We start from the raw sequence: 22,691 nt of genomic DNA on the forward strand, positions 1-22,691 counted from the left end.
TCGCAGTCAGCTGGGAAAATGGCCCATGGGGGCGGTCAAATAAGGTGATGGCAAAATAAGGGGGAATTGTACCTGCGCGGGGTGGGGGATGCCATGGGTTATGGCTATACTCAAGCCACTGTTCCCTTGCTATTACCCTTACCTAATTAAATGAGTAGCCCCTCAACTTGTATAAGGATAAGACGATGATCGAAAGCCCGATTCCCCACGTGGTGAGCCAGTTACAAGACCGCGTCCTCACGCTTAGCCTCAATCGCCCCGAGCGCAAAAATGCGCTTTCACTGGCTATGTATTCAGCGTTGGCAGCGCTGATTTCAAGTGCGGATACAAATCCACAAATACGCGTGATTGTACTGACCGGCACTGACGAATTTTTCACCAGCGGTAATGATTTGATGGATTTTATGAATGAGCCGCAGATTCATGAACAACACCCTGTAGTACGTTTTATAAACGCGTTGCGCCATTGCGGTAAGCCGGTGGTAGCTATAGTGCGTGGTTACGCAGTGGGGATCGGTACGACGATGTTGCTGCATTGCGATTTGGTGTATGTGGCGGATGACGCGCGTTTGCAGTTACCGTTTGTGAATTTGGGTTTGTGTCCGGAATACGCAAGCAGCTTCCTGGTGCCGCGCGTTGTTGGCCAACAAAAAGCAGCAGAATTATTTTTATTGGGAGAGCCATTTTCCGGCGCGGAGGCGGCGGATATTGGCCTGGCGACCAAGGCTGTACCTGCAAATGAATTGAATAATTATGCCCACCTGAAAATCCAGCGGCTTGCACAACAGCCGCCGGCGGCAGTTCGTCGCTCCAAGGCTTTGTTGCGTGCGGCTACACTGCAAGCGGTAGAATCAGCTCTGCATGCAGAATATGCCGGTTTTGCCGAGGGGTTGAATTCAGATGAATGCAAAGAGTCTGTCACTGCATTTTTTGAAAAACGTGCACCGGACTTTTCCCGTTTTTAAGTGTCTCTTTAATTGTCAGTAAATTGTGTAATCTATTCAGTGAGAGATTCGTAATGGCGATTTCATTTGATTTCAGTAACAAAAATGTTTTAGTTGTTGGTGGTACGAGCGGAATCAATCGTGGTATTGCAGAAACCTTTGCCAAATCTGGCGCGCGCGTGGCCGTGGTGAGTCGCTCACAGGAAAAAGTGGATGACACCGTACAATCATTAAAAAATCATGGTGTTGCTGATGCTACCGGCTTCGCTGCTGATGTGCGCGAAGTGGAGGCAATAAAAGCTGGCATCGATAAAATTGCCGCTGACTGGGGCGCATTGGATGTCGTAGTTTCCGGGGCAGCAGGAAATTTTCCGGCACTGGCGATGGGAATGTCACCTAATGGGTTTCGTTCTGTTATTGAAATCGATTTGCTGGGAACATTTCATGTGATGCAAGCGGTGTATCCGCATTTAAAAAAACCGGGCGCATCGATTATTAATATTTCTGCACCACAAGCCGAAATTCCCATGGCGGGGCAAAGTCATGTATGTGCGGCCAAGGCTGGTGTCGATATGATTACACGTACATTGTGTCTGGAGTGGGGCGTAGAAGGTATTCGTGTTAATTCAGTTATTCCCGGCCCAATTGATAATACCGAAGGGATGAAACGTTTGGCTCCCACGGAAGGTTTGCGCGCGGCAGTGACTAAATCAGTTCCATTGCAGCGCATGGGGTCAACGGATGATATTGCTAATGCCTGTTTATTCCTGGCATCGGATTTTGCGAGTTACATTAGCGGCGCCGTGATTCCTGTCGATGGTGGTTGGGCACAAGGCGGTGCAGCCCTGGTTGGTGCTGGCTTGGCTGAAATGTTAAAAGCTACGCCAAAACAAAAATAGATTTAAGTGTGCATTTCCATAGGCAAAATTCCTCCACAATTACCGGCAGAATTTGCAAACCATTTCGCAAATCTGCCGGTTAATTAAATTTCAAACCAATTGCGTCTTCGTTATTCTCCGTGCAAGCTGTGCTCGATAACTATAAAAAAAGCAAGACAGCATTTTATTTTTTCCATTTTTATCCATAACAATAATTATCGAGCGTTTCGTTCCAGTATCAACAATGTTTTTTCATCGACGGTGAGAGGGCCAGGTCTCTATCATCATTGCACCGTGTTATTCGTTGTTTGCAATAGCGCCCTGACAGGATGATGCGTGACCTTTTATAAATCACAGATTCCATCAATTATCTGCTGCTTTTCAAAAGGAAATGTTATGAAAATTTCTATTCTAAAAAAGAACTCATTGTTAAAAAAATCACTGGTTATAGCGACTTTGAGTGCGCTCGCATTACCTGTATTTGCGTTATCTCCACCGCCAACATCACCATTTTGGAAAGTGCAAGATGGAAAACTATTGGACCCTAATGGCAAGCCTTTTGTATTTCGTGGTGTCACTGTGGAGCAAAATCTCGCACCTGCACAAGCGTTACAGGCTATTAAAGACGCCGCGACGCTCGGTGCTAACGCTGTGCAAGTAGAAATTAACGGAAATTTATATCGTCAGGAAACGATGATTACTGGTGAACAATTAAGTGCAATTATTAAAACGTGTAAAGAGAGCAAAGTAGTGTGTGTGCTGGAGCCTAATGACGTCGCCGGTTATCCGGACGCAGCGGGCGCCGGTATTCCCGCGACGGCCGCTAATTTTTGGGGATGGCCCGGTATTCGCGAAGCGATTGATGGGCAGCAGAGTTACATTATTCTGGGTTTTGGTAACCAATATTTAGGGCCGATGCCACAGCAGGAATATATAGCTCGCATGCTGACGTACCTGGGGGATTTTTCTTACAGCACCCTGAGTAAATTTATCATTATGGTTGATGGTAGTAATTGGGGGCAGGATGCAGATAAGGCCATGTATGAATTTGCCCGGCAATATCCCAGCAACGGAATTAATCGCCCCTATCTGCTTTATTCTGTGGATATGTTTGATGCGTTCACCACACCGCAAGAAGTTCATGATTACATTGCCAGCTTTGCAGAGATTAAAGCGCCTTTGGTCATTGGCGGTTTTGCGCGGACACCTTACTATCATCCACATAACCAGGTGTCGATTCCGCATGTTGCGCTACAGCTTCCAGCCGAAGCTGTTATGCAATATGCCGAACAATATGGTGTCGGATATTTTGGCTGGAGTTGGAGTGGCAATAAAAATCCGGCATTGGATGTGGTAACCAATTGGGATCCGAATAGTTTGACCGATTGGGGTAATTTACTATTCAATGATGTAAATGGAATCAAAGCGACTGCAAAAACTGCCAGCATTTATGGCAATACATCCAGCAATTCCTCAAGCAGCTTCTCAAGCAGTTCTGTACCGGATAAATCAAGTTCTTCAATTTATTCCAGCAGTTCGATTCGCACTTCCAGTAGCAGTTCGATAAGAACTTCTTCAAGCTCGTCGATTGCGCAAACCAAGGCGCAATGCAGTTATCAAATCCAGAGCCAGTGGGGTAATGGATTTACTGCATCAATTCGCATCAAGAATATTTCCAATACCGTCATTAATGGTTGGGATGTGAATTGGCAATACACTGATGGTTCAAAAATTACCAATTTGTGGAATGCAAACTTGAGTGGAGCAAATCCTTACAGTGCTAAAAACTTAAATTGGAATTCTGCAATACAGCCAGGTCAAACGATAGAATTTGGATTTCAAGGCAGCAAAAATTCGGCAGCCGCCTCAATACCAATAGTCACCGGTAATATCTGCCAGTAAATAAATTATTTATTGAAGGATAAAATAGTTATTCGATTTTATTTTACTTTGATGAAATGCAATTCATTATCCGCCGTGGTGATTAATTGCATTTCATTTTTATGAGGCTAATTGGTGATCCTCACTAAAAACATTTTAGGCCACTGTTTGCCGGTAACCCAAAAAGCCTTGTGGTTTGGGTCCCACGCGATACCGTTAAGTACTTGTTCGCTATTATCCAGTTTTACTTTATTTTTCAGCGCCGCCAGGTTGAGTTGCGCCAGTACCTTGCCTGTGTGCGGATCAATTTTCAGTATGCGGTCATCATGCCAGATATTGGCCCACAAAACGCCGTTGGCATATTCGAGTTCATTGAGCTGGTTGATTTCCCTGTCGCCATCTTTCACTGTCAACGTTTTGATCACATTGAAATCTTCGGGGTGGTGAAAATAGATAGTCGCAGAGCCATCGCTGCGGATCAGTGATTTTCCGTCGGTCGTTAAGCCCCAGCCTTCGCCGCTATAACTCAAGCTTTTTTCATGCTTGAGTGTGGATTTGTCATACACCAGCAAGGTTTTTTCCATCCAGGTCAGCACATACAGTTTGTTATCCAGCAGCGCCAGGCCTTCGGCAAAATATTGATTGGGGATGGGTTGTTTTTTGGTAAAGGGTGCAGAGATTTTGGCCCAGGTGCTGGCAGGTTCTGCGATCGGGTAGCTAACCAGCAGCGATTGGTTATAGAGCCCGCTGGTTTCGTAAAAATGATCGCCATCGACTAGCAAGCCCTGGGTGAACAAGACCGGCTTGTGCGTGCGCTCGGCGATAACTTCATAGCCCAATTCCTCCGCCGCATTTGCAAATGACGACCAGATGTTCGTAATCACCAGCAAGCTGATGCACAATAGTGAGCGGGAAAGTAACGTTGTAAGGATCATAAGGTTCGAAACATTTTTATTGGAAGGCGCACATAATGAAGCGTTTGCGGTCGTTTGTCAGTATTACTTTATTGGGCGGATTGGTGGTTATTTTGCCAATCGCGATTTTTGTATTTTTAGTGGAATGGCTGCTCGGTGTGGTCCGTTCATTGATCCAGCCGCTGAGCCATTGGTTGGTCGAACAAACGGCGTTCACCAATTATATGGCAGATGTTCTGGGGGTATTGCTGTTGTTATCAGGCTGTTTCCTGATTGGCTTGTTTATCAAAACCAGCGTAGGTGAATGGGTGCATGACCAGATAGATGCCTGGTTAACCCGCCTCGCTCCGGGCTATAAAACCATCCGTGAAGTCGTGTCCCAATTATTGGGCGGCGAGGGTAATACCTCGTTATTGAAGGGCGATGTTTGCCGGGCTTATTTGATGGGACGTGCAGCTGGTGTGTCGGTAACGGCAATCGTCACCGCCAAGCATGCGAATGGCGACTATACCGTATATGCACCTACAGCTCCCATTCCCACCTCCGGGTTTGTTTATCACCTATCCGCGGACTGTGTAGACATGTTGCCTCATGTCAGCGTTGAAGAGGCTATGCGTACGGTGATTGCGTGTGGTTCCGGTTCGCAGGTAATTTCTGAAATCCCTGAGCGCTACAGGAAAGTCGATTCGTAAATGAAAAAGGCCGGTAACCGGCCTTTGTTGTGAATCATGTATGCAACAGGGTCATTCTTTCTTTTTGGATTTCCCTTTGGCATTTTTATCTGGCCTGTCGCTTCCACCCTTTGCTTCTATCTTTTCTTTTACGTCCGGTTTGGTAGTTTTGGCAGGTTTATCGGCACGCGTGGAAATCAGGGATACTTCAACCGGTGGCAGGCGCGGGCTTTCGCCGCGCTCGCGGCTCTCTACATAATTCAGTGCATCGGTCACTGCCTGGGTAACTTTGCGCTCTATCTCTACCATATCCTGCGGCGACATAAAGAACGTCATGTCCACATCGTGGCGAATATAGCGCGGTGGCAGGCGGTTCAATGCCACGCAAGCCACATCGGCCAAAAAGTCCCGGTCCCCTTGTTGTACCCGCTCACTTTGGTCATAAACCTCCTGAACTACCAATCGCTCATAGTAGTTATGCAGGAAATCCACTTCATCTTCCAGAACATAGGTACGGTTAGTCAGCATCGGAACTGCCTCTCTTTGGCTGTTTTATTGTGGGATGTTAAGGAGTATAGACGCTACTAACGTTTATTCTTAATCAAATCCCGAATTAAAAAACGAGCCGGATTCAAGGCATTGACCAGGTCACTGGCGACGGGTTGGGGTTCGTTGTTGATGTAGGCGGCGAGTATTTCGGCGCACAGCGGCGTGTAGGCGAGGCCGCGTGAGCCATGGCCGATATTGAGATACAAGCCGGGCAGATATTTCCCGGTAGCCTGAATAAATGCGCGTGAGTTTTTGCGTAGCGGGGCAAAACTGTCCAGCATTGCTGGTTCATCAGCCACAGGGCCAACGGCGGGTAAATAATCGGGCAGGGTACAGCGGAAGGCGACACGGCCCTCAAGTGAGCTTTTATCCAAATTTTCCCATTCAGCCATGATGCTGCACAAAGGCGCACGCAAATTTTCCAGATTGGTTTCGTGGTCCTCAACGCGAAGTTCCCTGGACTCTTCTCGCAAATTAAATGTTGCTCCAGTGCAATGTACTCCGGCATTCTCGGGAGCAATATAGCCCTCACTGCAAATCACACTTTTTATTGCCTGGCTGGGTGTTGTAGCTGGCAGGTAAGTAATTTGCCCGCGGATAGATTTAATCGGTAGATGTTGGGTTTGCTCAAAACGTTGTGCATCACGTGCATTGGCGATAATCAAAACCTGCGCTTGTAATTCGCAATCCTTGTTAATGCACCAGCTATTCTCTTCAGGGTGAATATCAAATGCAGTTGTATCCGTGATAATGCGAATAAGTGGGTGATTAACAAGTTGCTCGCAGAGTTTTGCCGGGTTTATCCAGCCCGCGTTCGGAAAATAAATTGCATTGAAAGGCAGCGGCACACCGGCAATTTCACTGGCGCTGGCGGCAGAAACGAATTGCACCAGTTCGTCCGCTGCTGCAAATTTTTCTCGTAATTGCGATTGCAGTAAGTGTTCTGAATCACTGTGTGCCAATTGCAATACACCGGTTTTGTCGCCAATATTTTTCCAATATCCTGAATAAAAGGATTGTGCAAATTGCAAACTGGTTAAGTTAAATTCGGCTTGGGCTTCTTCTTTATGCGATAGTTTTGCATACAACACCCCTTGGGGATTGCCTGATGCTTCGGATGCAATTGCGTTATTGCGCTCAATTAGCGTGACCTTCCAGCCTCGTTCTGCAAGCGCGCGCGCACTGGTACAGCCGGCTAGCCCGGCCCCGATAATCAGCGCATGCTTCTCGTTATAAGCAGATGAATTCGTATTAATCGACCATGGCGAAGGAAAAACTGAAGCACTTTTATGTGCAGGTTGCGGATAAAAATAATCCTGGCGGCCATTGCGCATAACCGCTTTTAACATTTCACGTTTACGCCCGAATCCTGCTACCTTTTCGATAGTGAATCCGGCAAATTTCAAACCTTTTTTAACTATCGCCGCCGCACTGAATGTGGCTGCGGTTGTTCCCGCATCACTTAATTGATGGATGCAAGAAAACAAATCCTCACTCCACATTTGCGGGTTTTTGGAGGGAGCGAAACCATCCAGAAACCAGGCATCAATTTTTGCAGAGTATTGGGAATAGAGCGGGTCTGTAGTTGTCAATAATTTGGAAAACCCACGCGCAGCGTCATTGATGATTAGCGTGAGTTTGATTCGCCCATCCAAAAACGATAAGCGATAAAATCCCTCGCCAACGATGCAGGGATAAGCTTCAATTAGTTGTCGTGACAGATGTCCTAATTCAGGCCAAAGTGCCAATGCGCGCTTTAAATCATTTTTGTTCAGCGGGAATTTTTCTACGCTCACAAAATGTAATTGTGCGGAAGAGGGCGCAGTGGTTAACCATAATTCCCACGCGGCTAAAAAATTCAGGCCTGAACCAAAACCGGTTTCAGCAATGACGAAATGTGCTTTATCGGGGAGGGCCTTCCAGCGTTGCGCCAAGTGATTGTGTTGCAAAAAAACATGGCGGGTTTCTGCAAGGCCATTGGCCCGGGAAAAATAAACATCGCCAAACACACTGGATAATGGTTGCCCATCTTCATCCCAATTTAATTGGGCATAATGAATTTGGTCCTGGTATGGATTGCTGCTCACAGACCAAATTCTTCCAGTACTTGCACGCACCATTGTTGAATTCGCGCATCACTCAATTGAAATTCATTTTCCTCATCCAGCGCCAGGCCCACAAAATAATTGCCATCGGGTGTCAGTGCTTTGGATGCTTCAAAGTCATAGCCTGCCCGCGGCCAGTAACCGCAGGGAATTGCTCCGCGATGCACTAATTTGCTGTGCAAATAACCCATGGCGTCCAGGAACCATTCGGGGTATCCGACTTGGTCGCCCAAACCATAAAGCGCAATTTTTTTGCCGGTTAGATCCAATGAGTCCAGATCATCCCAAATGTCTTCCCAATTTTCTTGCAGCTCACCGTAATCCCAGGTCGGAATACCAAAAATTAAATAATCGTAGCCCTGGGTTTGAGCAATGGGTACGTCGGCAATGTTGAAAAAGTCGACGCGATCTTCGCCAATAACGTTGCGTATTTTTTCACCGGCCATTTCGGTATAACACGTAGAGCTGCCGTAAAACAAACCGATCGTTTTGATATCGCTCATAGCAATCACTTAAATCATTTTTAAATCAGTTGTGCCCATTGTTGTACCCAATCGCGTGCAAGGGTAGCGGGATCATCGCCGCTGCATGCATCAATTACCAGCGGATCGCCAATTCGCTGTGCCCCTAAATCTTCGAACGCTGCATCCAGCGCTTTGCCGCCTTCGTTGAAGGTTGTATAGCTGCTGTCTGCCAGATTAATCACCCCGTAGCGGCGCCCGGCAATACGTGGATAGTCGCGGGTGAGATGTAAATAGAGGGGTTGGATATTGTCGGGCAATTCTCCGGAACCGGTATTTGAATGGCATAACAGGATAATTTCATCAGGGTCACGCGCGAGGTCTTCAGCCCTGGCGTAGGTATTCAGTGATACATCATGGCCCAATTTACGGAGTTCATCGGCTACCAATTCGCCAACCTGCTCTGCACCACCGTAGACGCTACCGATAAAAATCTGCACTTTGCTCATGGGATTAGTCTCATGGATTCGCCTTAATTCAGGCGCTGCTGCTAAAGCGCGCCAGCATACCCTAATTGACGCCAGGCTTCATAAACCATTACGGCCACGGCATTGGACAAATTCATACTTCTACTATTTGCCACCATAGGAATGCGCAATACCCGATCGGTTGGCAATGACGCGCGAATCGAGGCGGGCAGGCCACGGGACTCAGGGCCGAACAATAAATAATCGCCTGGTTGGAATTGTGCATCACTGTGGCAGCGCACACCTTTTGTGCTCAATGCAAAAATTCGCGTCGCGTTCGTCGTATTTAAAAATGCATCCCAATTTGCGTGAATATGTACGTCCTGTGTTTCGGCGTAGTCCATTCCCGCTCGCGTTACGCTTTTTTCGTCCAATTTAAATCCCAGGGGTTCAATCAAATGCAACTGACAACCGGTGTTGGCTGCAAGTCGAATGATGTTTCCGGTGTTAGGGGGAATTTCCGGTTCAAAAAGAACTATGTTCAACATTTGGCGTTTTCACCCTTTATGGTCTATGTTTTTTGTTAAACGTTATGTTTCCGGCGCCAATTATAAGCAAGAGTTATTAAATCGTTTGCACAATTTTTCGGCCATTCATTCACGCACCTTAGCTCGGCTAACGGGAAAACGAGAATCAACTTTGAACGGGATTGCGGAAAAAATAACCAGGATTTTGCGTGCTAGTCGTAGCCAGAATCAAACATTAGGGGTTGAGTTTACCCCTGAGGGTGTTGCTTTCGCCCATGTTCAACGGCCTGCCACACAACAACCTCTATTATCCCATTGTGAGTTTTTGCCAATCGAAGACGGTGTTGACCAAGCCGATATATTGCGTTCCCGTTTAACAAAACTGGGAGTGCATAATGTGCCGTGCAATTTAGTAATGGCTGCCGGTAATTACCAATTAATTCTGGGTGAAGCACCTAAAGTTCCACAGGAGGAATTGGCTGATGCATTGCGTTGGCGTGTAAAAGACCTGGTGCAATTCCCTATTGCAGAAGCGGTTGTTGACGCGTTTTTTTTGCCGGAAGACAGCGCGCGTGGTGGTAATCGCATGGCGTATGCGGTAGTTGCCCAGCGCAAACAAGTAGAAGCGCAAGTCAGCCTGGCACGGGCAAGTGGCCTTGAATTAAAAAATATTGATATTGCCGAACTTGTGTTACGTAACCTTGCGGAGAGTTGTTGCGATACCAAACGTGGTGTGGCGATTGTCAAGTTGCAGCAAGGTGGTGGTAGCTTACAAATTATTCGTGATGGAAACCTTTATTTATCCCGTCAATTTTCACTGGCGTACAACGCCGGCTTACTGGACGACCTACCGACTGATTCCCTTGTATTGGAACTGCAACGTTCGCTGGATTATTTTGAGCGGCAAATGCGCCAGGTTCCGCCCAGTCATGTTTATTTGTGTGGTGAAAATGTTACTGCCGATAAACTCACTCCGGAAATTCGTAATGCGGTGGCCGTTAGCATCAATCTGCTAAACCTTGGAAATGGTTTGCAAGTTGCCGATGGTATTCCCGACCACAGCTTATCCCTGTGTTTGCATGCAGTAGGTGCTGCCTTGCGCCAGGACCAGGTGGGGTGAGCTAACATGCAACAGATCAATTTATATTTACCGGAATTTCAACCCAATCGCGAACCATTACGCAGCGTGCATATGCTCTGGGGAGTGGTGATATTTATCGGGTTGTTATTACTGGTGAGTTATTTCAGCGCGCGCAGCAATCGTACATTAGCAGAACAAGTTGATAGGAATCGTGCGCAACTGGATCAATTAAAAAGCCAGGCAACACAATTGGAGCAGCAAAAACCCGCGAGTAATATTGTTGATCTCGATGCCCAGATTGTAAAACTTTCCCAAGAGTTAAGTCGGCGCGATCAGGTCTTCCGGGTAATTGCCAACAAAAATATTGGTAACAACATTGGTTTCTCTGCGCATTTGCAGGCTTTGGGACGGCAATCGTTGAGCACTGTTAGCCTTGAGGCTTTCTCGTTGATGTATGGGGGAAATTACCTGGAGTTCGCGGGTAAAACCCGTTCAGTAGATCAAATCCCGTTATACATTCAGCGTTTGCGGAACGAGCCGGTATTTAGCAGCGCAGCATTTGGCGTATTACATGCCAGGCCGCAAGAAAAAAATGCCGGTGTTTTCGAATTCTCACTGACAAAAGAAAGCACTATAGGCGTGCCGGATGAACCAAAAACAGCGGTTCAAATGTTATTGGAAGAAAATGAGGAAGTTAACCGGCAATCGCGAGGACAACACTAATGCCAGACGCGATCCAGCAATTAATGGAAAAAATAGATAGCCGTATTCTGCGTGAACGGGTATTAATTTTTATCACATTACTGGCAATAATTTTTTTATTGTGGAATTTGTTATTGCAAGGGCGTTTTGATGATGAACACAAACGCCTTGAACTTGAAGCTCAACGTGTCAGCGCCGAGCAAACAGCGCTTGAGGTTCATATCTCCGAATTAACACAAGCATTGGTCAATGATCCGACAGTGGTAAAAAAGAATGAAATTATTCAACTAAACCAGCGCATTAAAGATGTTGAAACTAATGTGTCCGGTTTATCCCAAGGCTTGATTAGGGCAAGCCAATTACCTAAAGCCCTGGAGGACGTGTTACAAAAAACGGCTGCTATCAATGTCCTGCAAGTGCGTACTTTACCCGCGAGTGAACTACGCCTGGCCGCCAAAAAAGTAGAAACTTCTCCATCGACATCACCAGCACCACAAGAAGAAAGTGGTACAGGTGTTTATAAGCATGCTGTATTGATTCGTGTCAGCGGTAGCTACTCTCAACTCCTGAAATTAATGGCGGAAATTGAATCGCTGCAATGGAAATTTTATTGGGAGTCATTGGACTACCGGGTAACCCGCTATCCGGACGCAACAATCGACATTCGTGTCTTTACATTAAGTTCAGAGGAGGGGCTGCTCGGTGTTTAAGTGGCTGACCCTATTACTCGTGGTAGTTTCCACTGCTGTTTGGGCTGAGCCTGGTGGAAATGATGGCGTACGCGATCCAACAACTCCGCTTGGACATATGTCGGGATTTGCAGGTAATCAAGGCGAAGCAACCCTGGTGCTTGATTCCGTTTTGATTGGCACCAAACGCAAACTTGCCATTATTAATGGTGAAACATTGCGAGAAGGACAAGTTTTACCTGGCAGTAATGGAATAAAAGTGCAACGCATCCTTCCGCAAACGGTGGTGTTGCAGCAAGGCGAAAAGACCTGGGTATTAAGTATGTCCCCTGGCGTTATGAAAAAACATTAATTGGCAGTAAGCCTAATTGAGGCAGTTATAATGCTCATCAGATCCGAATTTCATCAGCCATCATTTGCTGCGCCCGCGCGGTGGTTGCTGCATGTGATAATTGTATTAAGCCTGTCAATGTTGATAGCTTGTTCATCCAATAACACTAATAAAAAGTTGATTACGGAAGATGCAGTTGATCAGGTTGTAGAGCAGCAGCGGGAACAGCGAAAAACACCAGCCGCTGTGCCAGGGGAGGTTAGTAAAACGCTGCTGGATAATCAGGCTATTGCGACTGGAGGTGCAATAAAAAATAGCCGTGATCGCTTTGATGTCTCTGTGCGAAATGTTCCTGCCCAGGCTTTTTTTCTGGGATTGGTGAATGGCACAGGGGTCAATCTGGTTGTGCACCCGGAAGTAAATGGCAGCATTACACTGGATTTAAAAAATGTCACTGTGGATGAAGTGTTGCGAGTGACGCGTGATATTTACGGTTATGAATTCAAGCTGGAGCGTGGTATTTACACGGTTTATGCAAATGCTTTGCGAACCGAGGTTTTTCAAATTAATTACCTGGATGTGCAACGCGTCGGCGTTTCTGACACCAGTGTGATGATCGGGCGTGCACAAACATCCGGAGGCAATAATACCAATGCGAATTCCGGTGGTAACAATGCTACTGCAAATGAAAATGCCAATTTGCTATCCATGATCGAAAGTGTGCAGAAACAAAATCAGGATGGCAATGGTAACAGTGGTAGTGGTTCAGCGCTCACGCCCGGCTCCCGCGTACAAACGTTGAATCGCACTGATTTCTGGTCATCCCTGGAGAAAACAATTGTTTCCATCATTGGTGGTGAAAGTCAAAATCGGTCAGTGATGGTTACGCCGCAGGCGGGTATGATTGTCGTAAAAGCTATGCCTAACGAATTGAGCGCAGTCCGTAGTTTTCTGGAGCGATCAGAGTTGAGTGTAAAGCGCCAGGTTATTCTTGAGGCAAAAATTCTCGAAGTGCGTTTGAGCGAAGGTTTTGAGGCCGGTGTTAACTGGGGGGCAATTAGTGGGCAGATAGCGGCCGCAAAAAATCTGGAAGATGGATTTTTGCTAAATACCGATGGCTCGTCTGAAGTTGGTGAGTTTAGATCGCTTACCAGAACTTATACTTATTTTAATAGCAATGGTGATCTGGTAACCACACAAGTTCCTGCACGGGAAAAAATAGGTGGCACAATTGCCGGGTTAATTCAGGTGACGGATATCACCAAGCTTCTCTCTTTATTAGAAACACAAGGGACCGTGCAAGTGCTTTCCAGTCCACGTGTATCCACAGTAAACAATCAAAAAGCAGTAATTCGTGTGGGTTCTGATGAATATTTTGTAACCGGGATTTCCAGCAATCAAACTGCCAACGCGGCTGCTATCACGAGTACACCCAATATTGAATTGTCATCATTTTTTAGTGGAATATCCTTGGATGTAACGCCCCAAATTTCTGAAAGTGGTGAAGTGATATTACACATCCATCCCGTTGTCAGTGAAGTCACTGATCAGCAGAAAGTATTTACCGTTGGAGATGAGGAGTTTTCTTTACCTTTGGCGCTACGTGGTGTGCGTGAATCGGATAGCATCGTTAAAGCATCAAGCGGGCAGGTCATCGTATTGGGAGGATTAATGACAGAATCCTCGAATGCGACTAATGGCAAGCGCCCATTATTGGGTGATATTCCAGGTGTTAATGCGTTATTCCGCACCAAACAAAAATCCAAAGCAAAAACCGAATTGGTTATTTTGTTGCGCCCTATAGTCGTAGAGCAAAATACCTGGAATGAGCAACTCAATGAAGTACAAAACACTATGCAACAAATGGGCGAGGCCTATAGAAACAAATAGCGAACATTAATACATGTTTGCAGGCGAGGTTTCCCATGTATCGACAACATTTTGGATTAAACGAGCACCCTTTTTCATTAACACCGGACACGCAATTTTATTTTAATAGCCAAAGCCACCGCGAAGTGTTGAGTACTTTGCTTTTGGCATTACGCCACAGTGAAGGCTTCATAAAAATTGTGGGAGAGGTGGGGACCGGAAAAACACTTCTCAGTCGCAAGTTGCTTGCCAGCCTGGGTGAAAATTTTATTACTGCTTACATTCCCAATCCTTATTTAACACCTGATGAGCTTAAATGGTTTCTTGCGGAAGAAATCGGGATAGCGTATTCACCGGAAATACCTTCCTATCAATTACTTAAAGAAATCAATTTGCGCCTGGTGGAACTTGCACAACAAAAACGGCAAGTTGTTTTGATTGTGGATGAAGCCCAGGCAATGCCACGTGAGACAATAGAAGCCCTGCGCCTGTTAACTAATTTGGAAACTGAAAAAAGTAAATTATTACAAGTTGTTTTATTCGGGCAACCCGAGTTGGACGAATTGTTGGATCGACCTGATTTACGCCAGCTTAAACAACGTATTGTGTTTGCTGAATATCTTCAGACTATTCCCAAATCCAGTTTGGGCGATTATCTGTCTTATCGTTTAAGTTCAGCGGGTTATCGCGGCGCATTATTATTTTCGCCGACGGCAATTGGTTTATTGTACAAAGCATCTGCCGGTGTTCCCCGGTTGATTAATGTCATTGCGCATAAAGCATTATTGGCCGCTTATGGGCAAGGCGCAGAACGTGTCAATCGACAGCACATGATGCGCGCAATTATGGATACAGCTGAAAGCCGCTCGTTAGGGCGTTGGTTGGCGCGGCGCGATTTTTGGTTATGGCCATCACTTGCTGCCGGCGCAGCGGTGCTTATTGTATTGGCGCCTGGCTTATTGAGCGGTGCATCATGAGTTTATTGAATGATATGTTGCGAGATCTATCCCTGGAGCAAAAAACGTCTGATGGGATAAACAATGCCCGGGCCAATGATCTGGATTTTGGTGCGCATGAACAGCGTGAGTTGTTGCAGCAAACCAGCGTAGTAAGGCCGGTTCGCGGGACTATGCTACCGAGTATTGCCGTATTTTTTGTTGTGATAATTTTGTTACTGGCATGGAAGCAAAATTTTTGGTTATCAGGTGCGTCAGAATCACGAGATATGGAAGGCGCTGTTCCAGTAACAAATAATCCAGTACAGGTAACACCTGCAGATTATTCATTACTAGAACAAAATCAAGTGGATATTGTTCAAGTGGGTGGGATTGTATCTTCAAATCCGTCCGCTACCACGGTAGGGCCAAACGTTGCACCTGTGCACTCGGTAAATGCATTGGATGAACGCCTGGCCGCACTTGAATTTGCGTTAACCCGGTTGTCGACAGCTGTTGAAAAATCCACGGCAATTGAAGAAGCCAATGTGGCGATCTCGTATGTTGCAGCGGAAACCCCTGCCTCTCTCGAGTCCCGGGTGCAGGATGCTCCTGTTGATGACAAAGAATACGCGGCAGAGAATGAATCAGAAAGTATTCAAGATCCGTTCATTAATACAGGAGAACCTTGGGTACAAGCAGAAGTTACTCCCGCGACAACTGAAATTCCCGCAGATGCACATTTATCAATTTCACCCAATGCTGTTGCAGTAGACCAGCGCCAAACCGAGCAAGCGCGGCAATTGTTAATGCAAGGTCAGGAACCTGAGGCAATTATTAGTTTGCAAGCATTTATAGCCAGTGCAAAAACACCGCGTGAATCAACAAAGTTATTGCTGGATATTTTTAATGCGCAAGGAAATGTTACAGGAATGGAAAAATTGTTGGCTACTGCTAGTTATCTTCCACCAACAGATCAATATTTTTATACGGCAAAAATTTCAATAGCTAAACAGCAAGAGACGGATGCTATTCAATTGTTGGAATCACATTTAACGGAAGCTAATGAACAGGAAAATTACCTCGCATTGCTCGCTGGCTTATACCAGCGAGCAGGAAAGTTCCAGGAAGCTGCAACCTTGTATCGCCGTTTGTTAACCAGCGCAGGTGACAAAGCTGCCTATTGGTTAGGTTTTGCGCTTGCGCAAGATTCTCTCGATCAACCACAAACGGCAAAACAGGCGTATTTGCGTCTAGCTAATTATTCTGATTTGCAACCTCAGGTTCGCACTTATATCCAGCAGCGCTTGGCTGCTTTGCAATAATTTGCGTTTATACAGAGCCATTTTATGATGAACACTTTTTCGCAGAAGCGTATTCGTATCGGCGATTTATTAGTCGAAAAGAATATGATTTCAGAATCCCAGTTGCAGCATGCCTTGCAGGAGCAAAAGCTGACTGGCCGCAAGCTGGGCGCCACCCTGGTGGAATTAGGGTATGTAGAAGAAAATGCGTTGCTCAGTTTGTTGTCAGCTCAATTAAACATTCCCTTTGTCGAATTAAAGCAATTTCGGTTTGATCGTGAATTAGTGCAAAAGCTTCCTGAAACCAGCGCACGTCGTTATCGCGTTATCTTGCTACGCGAAGATTTTGATGGGCTGTTATTAGGTATGGCTGACCCAACCGATATTTTCGGATTGGATGAGTTGCAACGCATCTTACAAAAAAATTTAAAGCCTGCTGTGGTGCGCGAATCTGAATTGCTGGACATCCTTGATATCGCCTACACGCGCGCCAGTGAAATTGCGACCCTGGCAGGGGAATTGGATGAAGAATTGCAGGAGTCAGCAGTAGATCTCGCTGATTTTGCGGTGGATGCTACTGATAGCGAAGCTCCGGTTGTAAAACTGCTGCAAAAAATATTTGAAGAAGCAATTAACACCAAATCCTCTGATATCCATATTGAGCCCGACGAAAAGGTATTGCGCATTCGCAATCGTATCGATGGTGTCTTACTTGAACAGGTGATGAATGAAAAACGCATTGCGTCGGCATTGGTGGTGCGTTTGAAATTAATGTCCGGTTTGGATATTTCTGAAAAGCGGCTGCCACAAGATGGACGTTTTAATCTTAAAGTCAAACACCACAATATTGATGTGCGTATCTCTACCATGCCGGTTCAGTTTGGTGAGTCGGTAGTAATGCGTTTGCTGGATCAAACTGACGGTGTGCGCCCATTGGATAACGTAGGTATGCCGCCACAATTAATTGGACGCTTTCGCAAAGTCATTACTCGCCCGCATGGACTTGTATTGGTAACAGGGCCGACAGGTAGCGGTAAAACAACTACGTTATATGGCGCACTGTCTGAATTAAATAAGCCGGAGAAAAAAATAATTACAGTGGAAGACCCGGTGGAATATCGGTTGCCGCGTATTAGCCAGGTGCAATTGCATGAAAAAATCGGTTTGAATTTTGCGAGCGTATTGCGTGCAACATTGCGGCAAGACCCGGACATTTTATTGGTTGGCGAGATTCGCGATGCAGAATCTGCCGAAATCGCATTGCGGGCGTCAATGACCGGCCATATGGTGTTATCAACATTGCATACCAATGACGCTGTCACCTCTGCATTGCGTTTAATGGATATTGGGGTGGATGGTTATTTGGTGGCAACGGCGTTGAAGGCCATTGTGGCGCAACGCTTGATTCGCCGCATTTGCAGTAGCTGTGTGCAAAATTACACACCTGATACTAATGAATTGCAATTATTGGCCACCATAGGGAAGGGGCGTGATTTTAGCCATATCACTTTTAAACAGGGTGCCGGTTGTCCCCATTGCCATAATACGGGCTACCGCGGCCGTATTGGCGTGTTTGAAATGCTGGAACTTACCCAACCGATGGCTGAAGCATTGCGTATGAATGACATTAATGGATTTACCAAAGCAGCTTACGCAACGCCGAATTTTGTAACCTTGAGTGAGGCTGCGTTAGGTTATGCAATCGAGGGCGGGACAACACTGGAAGAGGTTATGGCAATTTCTGCGCAGGTCGATGAGATTTGAATCAATTGCACGCTGATAATTTTTAAGTGAGCAATAAAATGTGGTGTAAATAACAATGGCACTTTTTGAGTTTAAAGGTAGAAATGCCGAAGGGCGTTTAATTACCGGGCAACTTGATGCATCCAATCAGGATGCTGCTGCCAGCCAGCTATTGGGGCGCGGTATTACTCCGGTAGAAATAAACGCATTTATTGAGCGGCTCAGTTTCTCTGAACGTTTCGCACGCGCTACCAATCGCGGCAAAGTGGAGGCGGTGGAGCTGATTATGTTTTGCCGGCAGATGCATACTATTTCGCGTGCGGGTATTCCGTTAGTGAAGGGGCTGCGTGGCTTATCGGCTTCCTTGCGTAATTATGCGTTTCAGCGAGCGCTAAATGATATTGTGGAGCGATTGGAGGCCGGTGTGGAACTGTCGGCTGCCATGCGTGCACATCCGAAAATTTTTAATAATTTGTTTGTTAGTTTGGTCAGTGTGGGCGAAAACTCTGGTCGTCTTGATTTGGTATTTAAGCAGCTCAGTGACTACATGGAGCGTGATTTGAGTACGATCAAAAGTATCAAAACTGCATTGCGTTATCCAATCTTTGTGTTAATCGCCATTTCAATCGCAATTACCATTATTAATATAAAGGTAATACCAGCATTTGCCGGATTATTTGAAAAATTTGAAGCCCAGTTGCCTTTACCAACACGAATCCTGATTGGTGTTTCAGATTTTTTTGTTAATTACTGGATATACCTGTTTGTTATTGTTTCGGCGTTGATCGCGTGGACATACCACTACGTTAATACGCCGGAAGGTAGCCGTGTGTGGGGCAAAAAAAAGCTTCGATTGATTGTAATTGGCGATATTATCGAACGCGCCTCACTGGCGCGTTATGCGCGTTCATTTGGATTGATGTTAAATGCCGGCTTACCTATATCGGCTGCACTGGAATTGAGTGCGCGCGCAATTGATAACCCATATCTTGGCGATAAAATTCGTTCCATTCGTTCCGGTATTGAGCGTGGTGAAGGTTTGTATCAAACCCATCTGGTTAGCGGAATGTTTACCCCTCTTGTATTGCAAATGATTTCGGTGGGAGAAGAGAGCGGGCAAGTAGATACACTGCTTGCAGAAGTTGCAGTGTTTTATGAAAGTGAAGTGGAATACGACGTAAAGCAATTAAGTGATCGCATAGAGCCGATCATGATCGTCATTATGGCTGGCTTTGTCACCATATTGGCGTTGGGAATTTTCCTTCCAATGTGGGATATGTACAGTATTCAAAAGTGAGGAAATTTTTTGAATCAAAGTTACAGCAGGGGAAAGTTTGAATATTTTGTTGTGGCGACTATCGTTGCCCTGGTTACCCTTATCGCGTTGGATCGTTATACGTTAATAGCAAAAGACGCGCGTATTTTACGCCTGGAAATTATATCGCATCATTTCATGATTGCTGCTGTCAATATGCGCATTGAGTTTTTGACATCAAGGATTACATCCCCTTCATTATCCACGCAAAAAGCACTGTCAATTGACGGAAAATTAATTTTTGTTTCTGATCAGGGGTGGCCAGTTTCCGTCGTCACCCCTGTTTCTGATAATTTTCAACCTTCGGACGATGATTGTTATCAGTTATGGCAGGTGTTGCTCCAAAATCCGGCACCTATCTCTACTGGCCAATTTTCAATAAGTAAAGATAAATACAGAGCTTTTGCTTATTTGAATCACTGTCGTTATGAACTAGTGAGCGGCGAAGCATTTTTTGATTATTTCCCGCTCAGCGGACGATTGTTATTTTCAGCTATTAACAGGTAGGTGTTTAAATTTTAATTAGTTTAAAAACTGGTAATTTCGAGGGTGTTAGCTATATTTCCCCTACACTGAATGTTTTTTTGCAACCTGAGTGAATTGTAAATGTCATGGAAGCATAGATTGCTTTTTTTGCAATTCCCTGCAATCACTTACCTCATGATTTAAGTTGGAGCGTTAATTATGAAACAACAATCTGGTTTTACGTTAATTGAGTTAATTGCTGTCATTGTTATTTTGGGCATTTTGGCGGCTACCGCTTTGCCTCGCTTTATTGATTTATCGGATGCAGCGGAAGATGCGGCCGTTAAAGGTGTGGCGGGAGCCCTGGCGAGTGCTGCAGCATTAAATCACGCGAACAATATTGCAAAAGATGCGGGGCTTGCAGGTCCGACTCCAACACCAATAGCGACCTGTGAAGCTGTCGCAGGCTTGTTAGAAGGGGGAGCGTTGCCGTCTTCTGATTATGCGATTATCGCTGGTAATGGTACTCCTCTGGCTGGTGCAGCTGTTGGCGGTGGAGTCGCTAATGAAGGGGGCGCTTCTACTTGTACAGTAACCTATAAAGGAAAGTCGGCAACTTTTGTAGCCTATGGTGTAGTTAATCCCTGATTACCCTATGGCTGTTAACGCAATTCAAAATTAATGAGAAAGAGTGAACATGGTTTTACCTTATTAGAGTTAATCACGGTCATGATTTTGATCGGAGTCATTTCTATCTCATTATTTAGCCGAATTGGTTCCACAGGAACTGCACCTGTTCAATCAAGCCGCGATGATCTCATCGCGGCTTTATTTTTTGCCCAACAACAAGCCATGATGCGACCAGGTATTACGTTGGTGGTAGCTTCTACTGCAGTCAGTGTCAATCGCAACGGTAATCCCATAAGGGTATCAACGTTTGCTCGCGGGGTTACAGCCTCACCAGTAGTAACATTGAGTTATGACAGGCTCGGTAGAACAACTGCAGCGAATATTGTTGTAACAGGATCTGGTAATAGTAGTGGTGTAAGTGCAACCGTAAGGGTTGAGACAAGTGGCTATGCCTTTGCAAACTAATTTTTTCCTTTCAAAAAAGAAACCTGAATCAGGCGTTAGCTTGATTGAGATGGTTGTGTTTATTGTTGTAGTTAGTGTTGCAATGGCAGCCCTGGTTGGTGTTTATCGGCAGGCCTCCCAGCGAAATGTTGACCCGCTTATTCGTACCCGCGCATTGGAAGCAGCGCAATCCCGGCTCGATGAAATTTTATCCCTGAAGTACGATGAAATGACACCAACCGGTGGTGTTCCTGCGTGCACCGCGTGTAATAACACCACCGATGCCAATATGAATGATGTGGATGATTACAACGGGAAAGTAGATACTCCTTATCCGGGTTATAACCGTACGGTAACAGTTACCACCAACACATCGACGCAAATCAAGTTAATTCAAGTCAGGGTTACCACGCCGTCGGGTGATGCAGTGTTGTTAGCTGCTGAGCGAGCCAATTTTTAATGCAATGTTTCGTACGAAGATTGAAGGGATGCATGCGCAATAATGGAATCGCTGCAAAAGGATTTACCCTCATTGAATTGATTGCGGTTATTGTAATTCTTGCTGTGTTGGCTTCTATGGGTGTTACTTTTGTTGTTAAAACAACGGAGTCCTATCAAAGCACCCAAGCTCGCGCGGTATTAGTGAATACGTCCCGCCAAGCGTTGGAGCGCATGACCCGCCAGTTGCGTATCGCATTGCCTTACTCTGTACGTATTCTCAACAGCGGCCAGTGCATTCAATTTATGCCGATTGTTGCCGGGGGGAATTATCTTAATCCGGTTCCTGATGCTTCCAATGGCGCTCCGGGCGCTACTCAAATTGCTGTGGCACCTTACACCAGTGTTGCCACCTATGGCGCTGCAAGGCATGTTGCGATTGGTGCGCTGAATCGTGATGAAATTTATATCAGTCCGTATGTATCTCGTGCGAATTATAATAATGCTTCAACAAACACTCTTGTCCAGTTAGGGGCTGCGAAAATTTGGCAACGAAATTCGTTTAATAAGCGTTTTTATTTGTTGGCAGATCCTCAAGCGTTTTGCCTGGTAGGCGCAGACCTGCATTTTTATAGCGACATACCCATTACCAGTGCTTCGGTAAGTGTCGGTACCGGCGCTAGTATAATTGCCCGTAATGTTGCAGTTGTCGACTCGGTTACGGCTCCATTTTCGTTGGAAATGGGCAGTGAGAATCGCAATACCCGTATCAATATTGCTTTAAAATTTTCAAGTGGGGGCGAGTCTATTAATTTCACTCAGGGAGTGTTGATTCGTAATGTACCTTGAGCGCAAATTCTATCCCTATCGTGAGCAGCGCGGGTTTTTATTACCCTTGGCAATTTTTATTATTGTGGTAATGGGGGCGCTGGCGTTAACAATTTCACGTACCAGTATGCAAACACAAACATCCAGTATCCAGGAGCTTATTAACGTGCAAGCATTCTATGCTGCGGAAAGCGGTGCGCAACGGGGTATGCAGGCGCTGTTTCTGGCAAATGCAAATCGACAAACTACAGATAATACCTGCACTAATCTTGCGATTAACCATAATTTTGCAGGAGTAAATGGCTTACAAGCATGCGTCGCACAAGTTGCTTGCCAATGTCTTTATAGAAACGGAAGCGCTTGCAACGCCAGCAATGGCGCAAATTATTTAGCAACTGCCGCAGTTGGCGTTACTGCGAGTACATATACATTAACCAGTACTGCAACTTGTGGAACTGGAGAATATTCGTCTGTGCGAACCATTCAGGTTGGCGCCTTTTTGGAATAGGAAAATGCAACG

At 45.7% G+C, this 22,691-nt stretch carries 25 protein-coding genes; 19 read left to right on the forward strand and 6 right to left on the reverse strand.

The window, feature by feature from the left end:
- Nucleotides 1-185 precede the first annotated feature (185 nt).
- The 3 genes from A596_RS07415 (at nucleotide 186) to A596_RS07425 (ending at nucleotide 3,724) form a co-directional block, all read left to right on the forward strand.
- The gene (locus tag A596_RS07415; protein ID WP_039913483.1) at nucleotides 186-965 is read left to right on the forward strand and encodes an enoyl-CoA hydratase; all 780 of its coding nucleotides are present in this window, start codon (nucleotides 186-188) and stop codon (nucleotides 963-965) included.
- Between the two features lie 53 nt (nucleotides 966-1,018).
- On the forward strand, nucleotides 1,019-1,843 hold the full coding sequence (locus A596_RS07420) for an SDR family oxidoreductase (RefSeq protein WP_039913484.1): 825 nt from the start codon (nucleotides 1,019-1,021) through the stop codon (nucleotides 1,841-1,843).
- 375 nt (nucleotides 1,844-2,218) lie between these two features.
- Nucleotides 2,219-3,724: a cellulose binding domain-containing protein gene (locus tag A596_RS07425; protein WP_039913485.1), complete on the forward strand. Its 1,506-nt coding sequence runs from the start codon at nucleotides 2,219-2,221 to the stop codon at nucleotides 3,722-3,724.
- A 107-nt stretch (nucleotides 3,725-3,831) separates the two neighbouring features.
- Here the strand turns inward: A596_RS07425 and A596_RS07430 are convergent, their stop codons facing one another.
- Nucleotides 3,832-4,638: a glutaminyl-peptide cyclotransferase gene (locus A596_RS07430; protein ID WP_039913486.1), complete on the reverse strand. Its 807-nt coding sequence runs from the start codon at nucleotides 4,636-4,638 to the stop codon at nucleotides 3,832-3,834.
- A gap of 35 nt (nucleotides 4,639-4,673) precedes the next feature.
- Between A596_RS07430 and A596_RS07435 the strand changes: the two genes are divergently transcribed.
- Nucleotides 4,674-5,309 carry a DUF502 domain-containing protein gene (locus tag A596_RS07435; RefSeq protein WP_039913487.1) on the forward strand — a complete coding sequence of 212 codons (636 nt, stop codon included), beginning with the start codon at nucleotides 4,674-4,676 and terminating at the stop codon, nucleotides 5,307-5,309.
- 51 nt (nucleotides 5,310-5,360) lie between these two features.
- Here the strand turns inward: A596_RS07435 and A596_RS22645 are convergent, their stop codons facing one another.
- Genes A596_RS22645 through trmL form a run of 5 tightly spaced genes read right to left on the reverse strand, consistent with a single transcriptional unit; the run spans nucleotide 5,361 to nucleotide 9,418 of the window.
- A complete protein-coding gene (locus A596_RS22645; RefSeq protein ID WP_084128127.1) occupies nucleotides 5,361-5,816 on the reverse strand; it encodes a late competence development ComFB family protein in 456 nt (151 codons plus the stop codon).
- 56 nt (nucleotides 5,817-5,872) lie between these two features.
- Nucleotides 5,873-7,924: a bifunctional tRNA (5-methylaminomethyl-2-thiouridine)(34)-methyltransferase MnmC2/FAD-dependent 5-carboxymethylaminomethyl-2-thiouridine(34) oxidoreductase MnmC1 gene (mnmC, locus tag A596_RS07445; RefSeq protein ID WP_235425640.1), complete on the reverse strand. Its 2,052-nt coding sequence runs from the start codon at nucleotides 7,922-7,924 to the stop codon at nucleotides 5,873-5,875.
- Nucleotides 7,921-8,445: a flavodoxin FldB gene (gene fldB / locus A596_RS07450; protein WP_039913488.1), complete on the reverse strand. Its 525-nt coding sequence runs from the start codon at nucleotides 8,443-8,445 to the stop codon at nucleotides 7,921-7,923. Before fldB ends, mnmC begins: the two co-directional genes overlap by 4 nt.
- Nucleotides 8,446-8,465: 20 nt before the next feature.
- On the reverse strand, nucleotides 8,466-8,912 hold the full coding sequence (locus tag A596_RS07455) for a flavodoxin domain-containing protein (RefSeq protein ID WP_039913489.1): 447 nt from the start codon (nucleotides 8,910-8,912) through the stop codon (nucleotides 8,466-8,468).
- Between the two features lie 41 nt (nucleotides 8,913-8,953).
- Complete coding sequence (trmL, locus tag A596_RS07460) at nucleotides 8,954-9,418, reverse strand: tRNA (uridine(34)/cytosine(34)/5-carboxymethylaminomethyluridine(34)-2'-O)-methyltransferase TrmL (RefSeq protein ID WP_039913490.1); 465 nt, start codon at nucleotides 9,416-9,418, stop codon at nucleotides 8,954-8,956.
- Between the two features lie 151 nt (nucleotides 9,419-9,569).
- Here trmL and pilM point away from each other — a divergent pair, with 151 nt between their 5' ends.
- The 15 genes from pilM to A596_RS07530 all read left to right on the forward strand — a co-directional run bounded on the left by pilM (nucleotide 9,570) and on the right by A596_RS07530 (nucleotide 22,679).
- Nucleotides 9,570-10,517 carry a type IV pilus biogenesis protein PilM gene (gene pilM / locus A596_RS07465; protein ID WP_039914436.1) on the forward strand — a complete coding sequence of 316 codons (948 nt, stop codon included), beginning with the start codon at nucleotides 9,570-9,572 and terminating at the stop codon, nucleotides 10,515-10,517.
- 6 nt (nucleotides 10,518-10,523) lie between these two features.
- Complete coding sequence (locus A596_RS07470) at nucleotides 10,524-11,201, forward strand: MSHA biogenesis protein MshI (RefSeq protein WP_039913491.1); 678 nt, start codon at nucleotides 10,524-10,526, stop codon at nucleotides 11,199-11,201.
- Nucleotides 11,201-11,890 carry a hypothetical protein gene (locus A596_RS07475; protein WP_039913492.1) on the forward strand — a complete coding sequence of 230 codons (690 nt, stop codon included), beginning with the start codon at nucleotides 11,201-11,203 and terminating at the stop codon, nucleotides 11,888-11,890. The genes A596_RS07470 and A596_RS07475 overlap by 1 nt, the downstream gene beginning before the upstream one ends.
- Nucleotides 11,883-12,221 carry a hypothetical protein gene (locus A596_RS07480; RefSeq protein ID WP_039913493.1) on the forward strand — a complete coding sequence of 113 codons (339 nt, stop codon included), beginning with the start codon at nucleotides 11,883-11,885 and terminating at the stop codon, nucleotides 12,219-12,221. The genes A596_RS07475 and A596_RS07480 overlap by 8 nt, the downstream gene beginning before the upstream one ends.
- A gap of 30 nt (nucleotides 12,222-12,251) precedes the next feature.
- Nucleotides 12,252-14,090 carry a pilus (MSHA type) biogenesis protein MshL gene (mshL, locus tag A596_RS07485; protein ID WP_084128132.1) on the forward strand — a complete coding sequence of 613 codons (1,839 nt, stop codon included), beginning with the start codon at nucleotides 12,252-12,254 and terminating at the stop codon, nucleotides 14,088-14,090.
- 35 nt (nucleotides 14,091-14,125) lie between these two features.
- The gene (locus tag A596_RS07490) at nucleotides 14,126-15,046 is read left to right on the forward strand and encodes an ExeA family protein (RefSeq protein ID WP_039913494.1); all 921 of its coding nucleotides are present in this window, start codon (nucleotides 14,126-14,128) and stop codon (nucleotides 15,044-15,046) included.
- Nucleotides 15,043-16,329: a tetratricopeptide repeat protein gene (locus A596_RS07495; RefSeq protein ID WP_039913495.1), complete on the forward strand. Its 1,287-nt coding sequence runs from the start codon at nucleotides 15,043-15,045 to the stop codon at nucleotides 16,327-16,329. The genes A596_RS07490 and A596_RS07495 overlap by 4 nt, the downstream gene beginning before the upstream one ends.
- Nucleotides 16,330-16,353: 24 nt before the next feature.
- Nucleotides 16,354-18,072, forward strand: a complete 1,719-nt coding sequence (locus A596_RS07500) for a GspE/PulE family protein (protein ID WP_039913496.1) — start codon at nucleotides 16,354-16,356, stop codon at nucleotides 18,070-18,072.
- 55 nt (nucleotides 18,073-18,127) lie between these two features.
- On the forward strand, nucleotides 18,128-19,348 hold the full coding sequence (locus tag A596_RS07505) for a type II secretion system F family protein (protein WP_039913497.1): 1,221 nt from the start codon (nucleotides 18,128-18,130) through the stop codon (nucleotides 19,346-19,348).
- Between the two features lie 51 nt (nucleotides 19,349-19,399).
- Nucleotides 19,400-19,873: a hypothetical protein gene (locus A596_RS07510; protein WP_160280106.1), complete on the forward strand. Its 474-nt coding sequence runs from the start codon at nucleotides 19,400-19,402 to the stop codon at nucleotides 19,871-19,873.
- A gap of 177 nt (nucleotides 19,874-20,050) precedes the next feature.
- The gene (locus tag A596_RS23790; RefSeq protein ID WP_039913500.1) at nucleotides 20,051-20,479 is read left to right on the forward strand and encodes a type II secretion system protein; all 429 of its coding nucleotides are present in this window, start codon (nucleotides 20,051-20,053) and stop codon (nucleotides 20,477-20,479) included.
- Between the two features lie 33 nt (nucleotides 20,480-20,512).
- Nucleotides 20,513-20,926 carry a pilus assembly FimT family protein gene (locus A596_RS22650; RefSeq protein WP_084128134.1) on the forward strand — a complete coding sequence of 138 codons (414 nt, stop codon included), beginning with the start codon at nucleotides 20,513-20,515 and terminating at the stop codon, nucleotides 20,924-20,926.
- Nucleotides 20,910-21,365, forward strand: coding sequence for a type IV pilus modification PilV family protein (locus tag A596_RS07520; protein ID WP_039913501.1), 456 nt, complete (start codon nucleotides 20,910-20,912; stop codon nucleotides 21,363-21,365). Before A596_RS22650 ends, A596_RS07520 begins: the two co-directional genes overlap by 17 nt.
- A gap of 32 nt (nucleotides 21,366-21,397) precedes the next feature.
- Nucleotides 21,398-22,192: a PulJ/GspJ family protein gene (locus A596_RS07525; protein ID WP_039913502.1), complete on the forward strand. Its 795-nt coding sequence runs from the start codon at nucleotides 21,398-21,400 to the stop codon at nucleotides 22,190-22,192.
- Nucleotides 22,182-22,679: an MSHA biogenesis protein MshP gene (locus A596_RS07530; RefSeq protein WP_039913503.1), complete on the forward strand. Its 498-nt coding sequence runs from the start codon at nucleotides 22,182-22,184 to the stop codon at nucleotides 22,677-22,679. Before A596_RS07525 ends, A596_RS07530 begins: the two co-directional genes overlap by 11 nt.
- Nucleotides 22,680-22,691: the final 12 nt, after the last annotated feature.

Origin of the sequence: Cellvibrio mixtus subsp. mixtus J3-8 (assembly GCF_000766945.1) — a bacterium.
In the GTDB taxonomy this organism is placed as follows: Bacteria; Pseudomonadota; Gammaproteobacteria; order Pseudomonadales; family Cellvibrionaceae; genus Cellvibrio; species Cellvibrio mixtus_A.

Coding starts and splice junctions, on each gene's coding strand:
- A596_RS07425 (WP_039913485.1), top strand. CDS start 2,219: ATGAAAATTTCTATTCTAAAAAAGAACTCATTGTTAAAAAAATCACTG.
- fldB (WP_039913488.1), bottom strand. CDS start 8,445: ATGAGCGATATCAAAACGATCGGTTTGTTTTACGGCAGCTCTACGTGT.
- A596_RS07435 (WP_039913487.1), top strand. CDS start 4,674: ATGAAGCGTTTGCGGTCGTTTGTCAGTATTACTTTATTGGGCGGATTG.
- A596_RS07530 (WP_039913503.1), top strand. CDS start 22,182: ATGTACCTTGAGCGCAAATTCTATCCCTATCGTGAGCAGCGCGGGTTT.
- A596_RS07500 (WP_039913496.1), top strand. CDS start 16,354: ATGATGAACACTTTTTCGCAGAAGCGTATTCGTATCGGCGATTTATTA.
- mshL (WP_084128132.1), top strand. CDS start 12,252: ATGCTCATCAGATCCGAATTTCATCAGCCATCATTTGCTGCGCCCGCG.
- A596_RS22645 (WP_084128127.1), bottom strand. CDS start 5,816: ATGCTGACTAACCGTACCTATGTTCTGGAAGATGAAGTGGATTTCCTG.
- A596_RS22650 (WP_084128134.1), top strand. CDS start 20,513: ATGAGAAAGAGTGAACATGGTTTTACCTTATTAGAGTTAATCACGGTC.
- A596_RS07470 (WP_039913491.1), top strand. CDS start 10,524: ATGCAACAGATCAATTTATATTTACCGGAATTTCAACCCAATCGCGAA.
- A596_RS07490 (WP_039913494.1), top strand. CDS start 14,126: ATGTATCGACAACATTTTGGATTAAACGAGCACCCTTTTTCATTAACA.
- A596_RS07475 (WP_039913492.1), top strand. CDS start 11,201: ATGCCAGACGCGATCCAGCAATTAATGGAAAAAATAGATAGCCGTATT.
- A596_RS07430 (WP_039913486.1), bottom strand. CDS start 4,638: ATGATCCTTACAACGTTACTTTCCCGCTCACTATTGTGCATCAGCTTG.
- A596_RS07455 (WP_039913489.1), bottom strand. CDS start 8,912: ATGAGCAAAGTGCAGATTTTTATCGGTAGCGTCTACGGTGGTGCAGAG.
- A596_RS07520 (WP_039913501.1), top strand. CDS start 20,910: ATGCCTTTGCAAACTAATTTTTTCCTTTCAAAAAAGAAACCTGAATCA.
- A596_RS07525 (WP_039913502.1), top strand. CDS start 21,398: ATGCGCAATAATGGAATCGCTGCAAAAGGATTTACCCTCATTGAATTG.
- A596_RS07415 (WP_039913483.1), top strand. CDS start 186: ATGATCGAAAGCCCGATTCCCCACGTGGTGAGCCAGTTACAAGACCGC.
- A596_RS07495 (WP_039913495.1), top strand. CDS start 15,043: ATGAGTTTATTGAATGATATGTTGCGAGATCTATCCCTGGAGCAAAAA.
- A596_RS07420 (WP_039913484.1), top strand. CDS start 1,019: ATGGCGATTTCATTTGATTTCAGTAACAAAAATGTTTTAGTTGTTGGT.
- A596_RS07505 (WP_039913497.1), top strand. CDS start 18,128: ATGGCACTTTTTGAGTTTAAAGGTAGAAATGCCGAAGGGCGTTTAATT.
- trmL (WP_039913490.1), bottom strand. CDS start 9,418: ATGTTGAACATAGTTCTTTTTGAACCGGAAATTCCCCCTAACACCGGA.
- A596_RS23790 (WP_039913500.1), top strand. CDS start 20,051: ATGAAACAACAATCTGGTTTTACGTTAATTGAGTTAATTGCTGTCATT.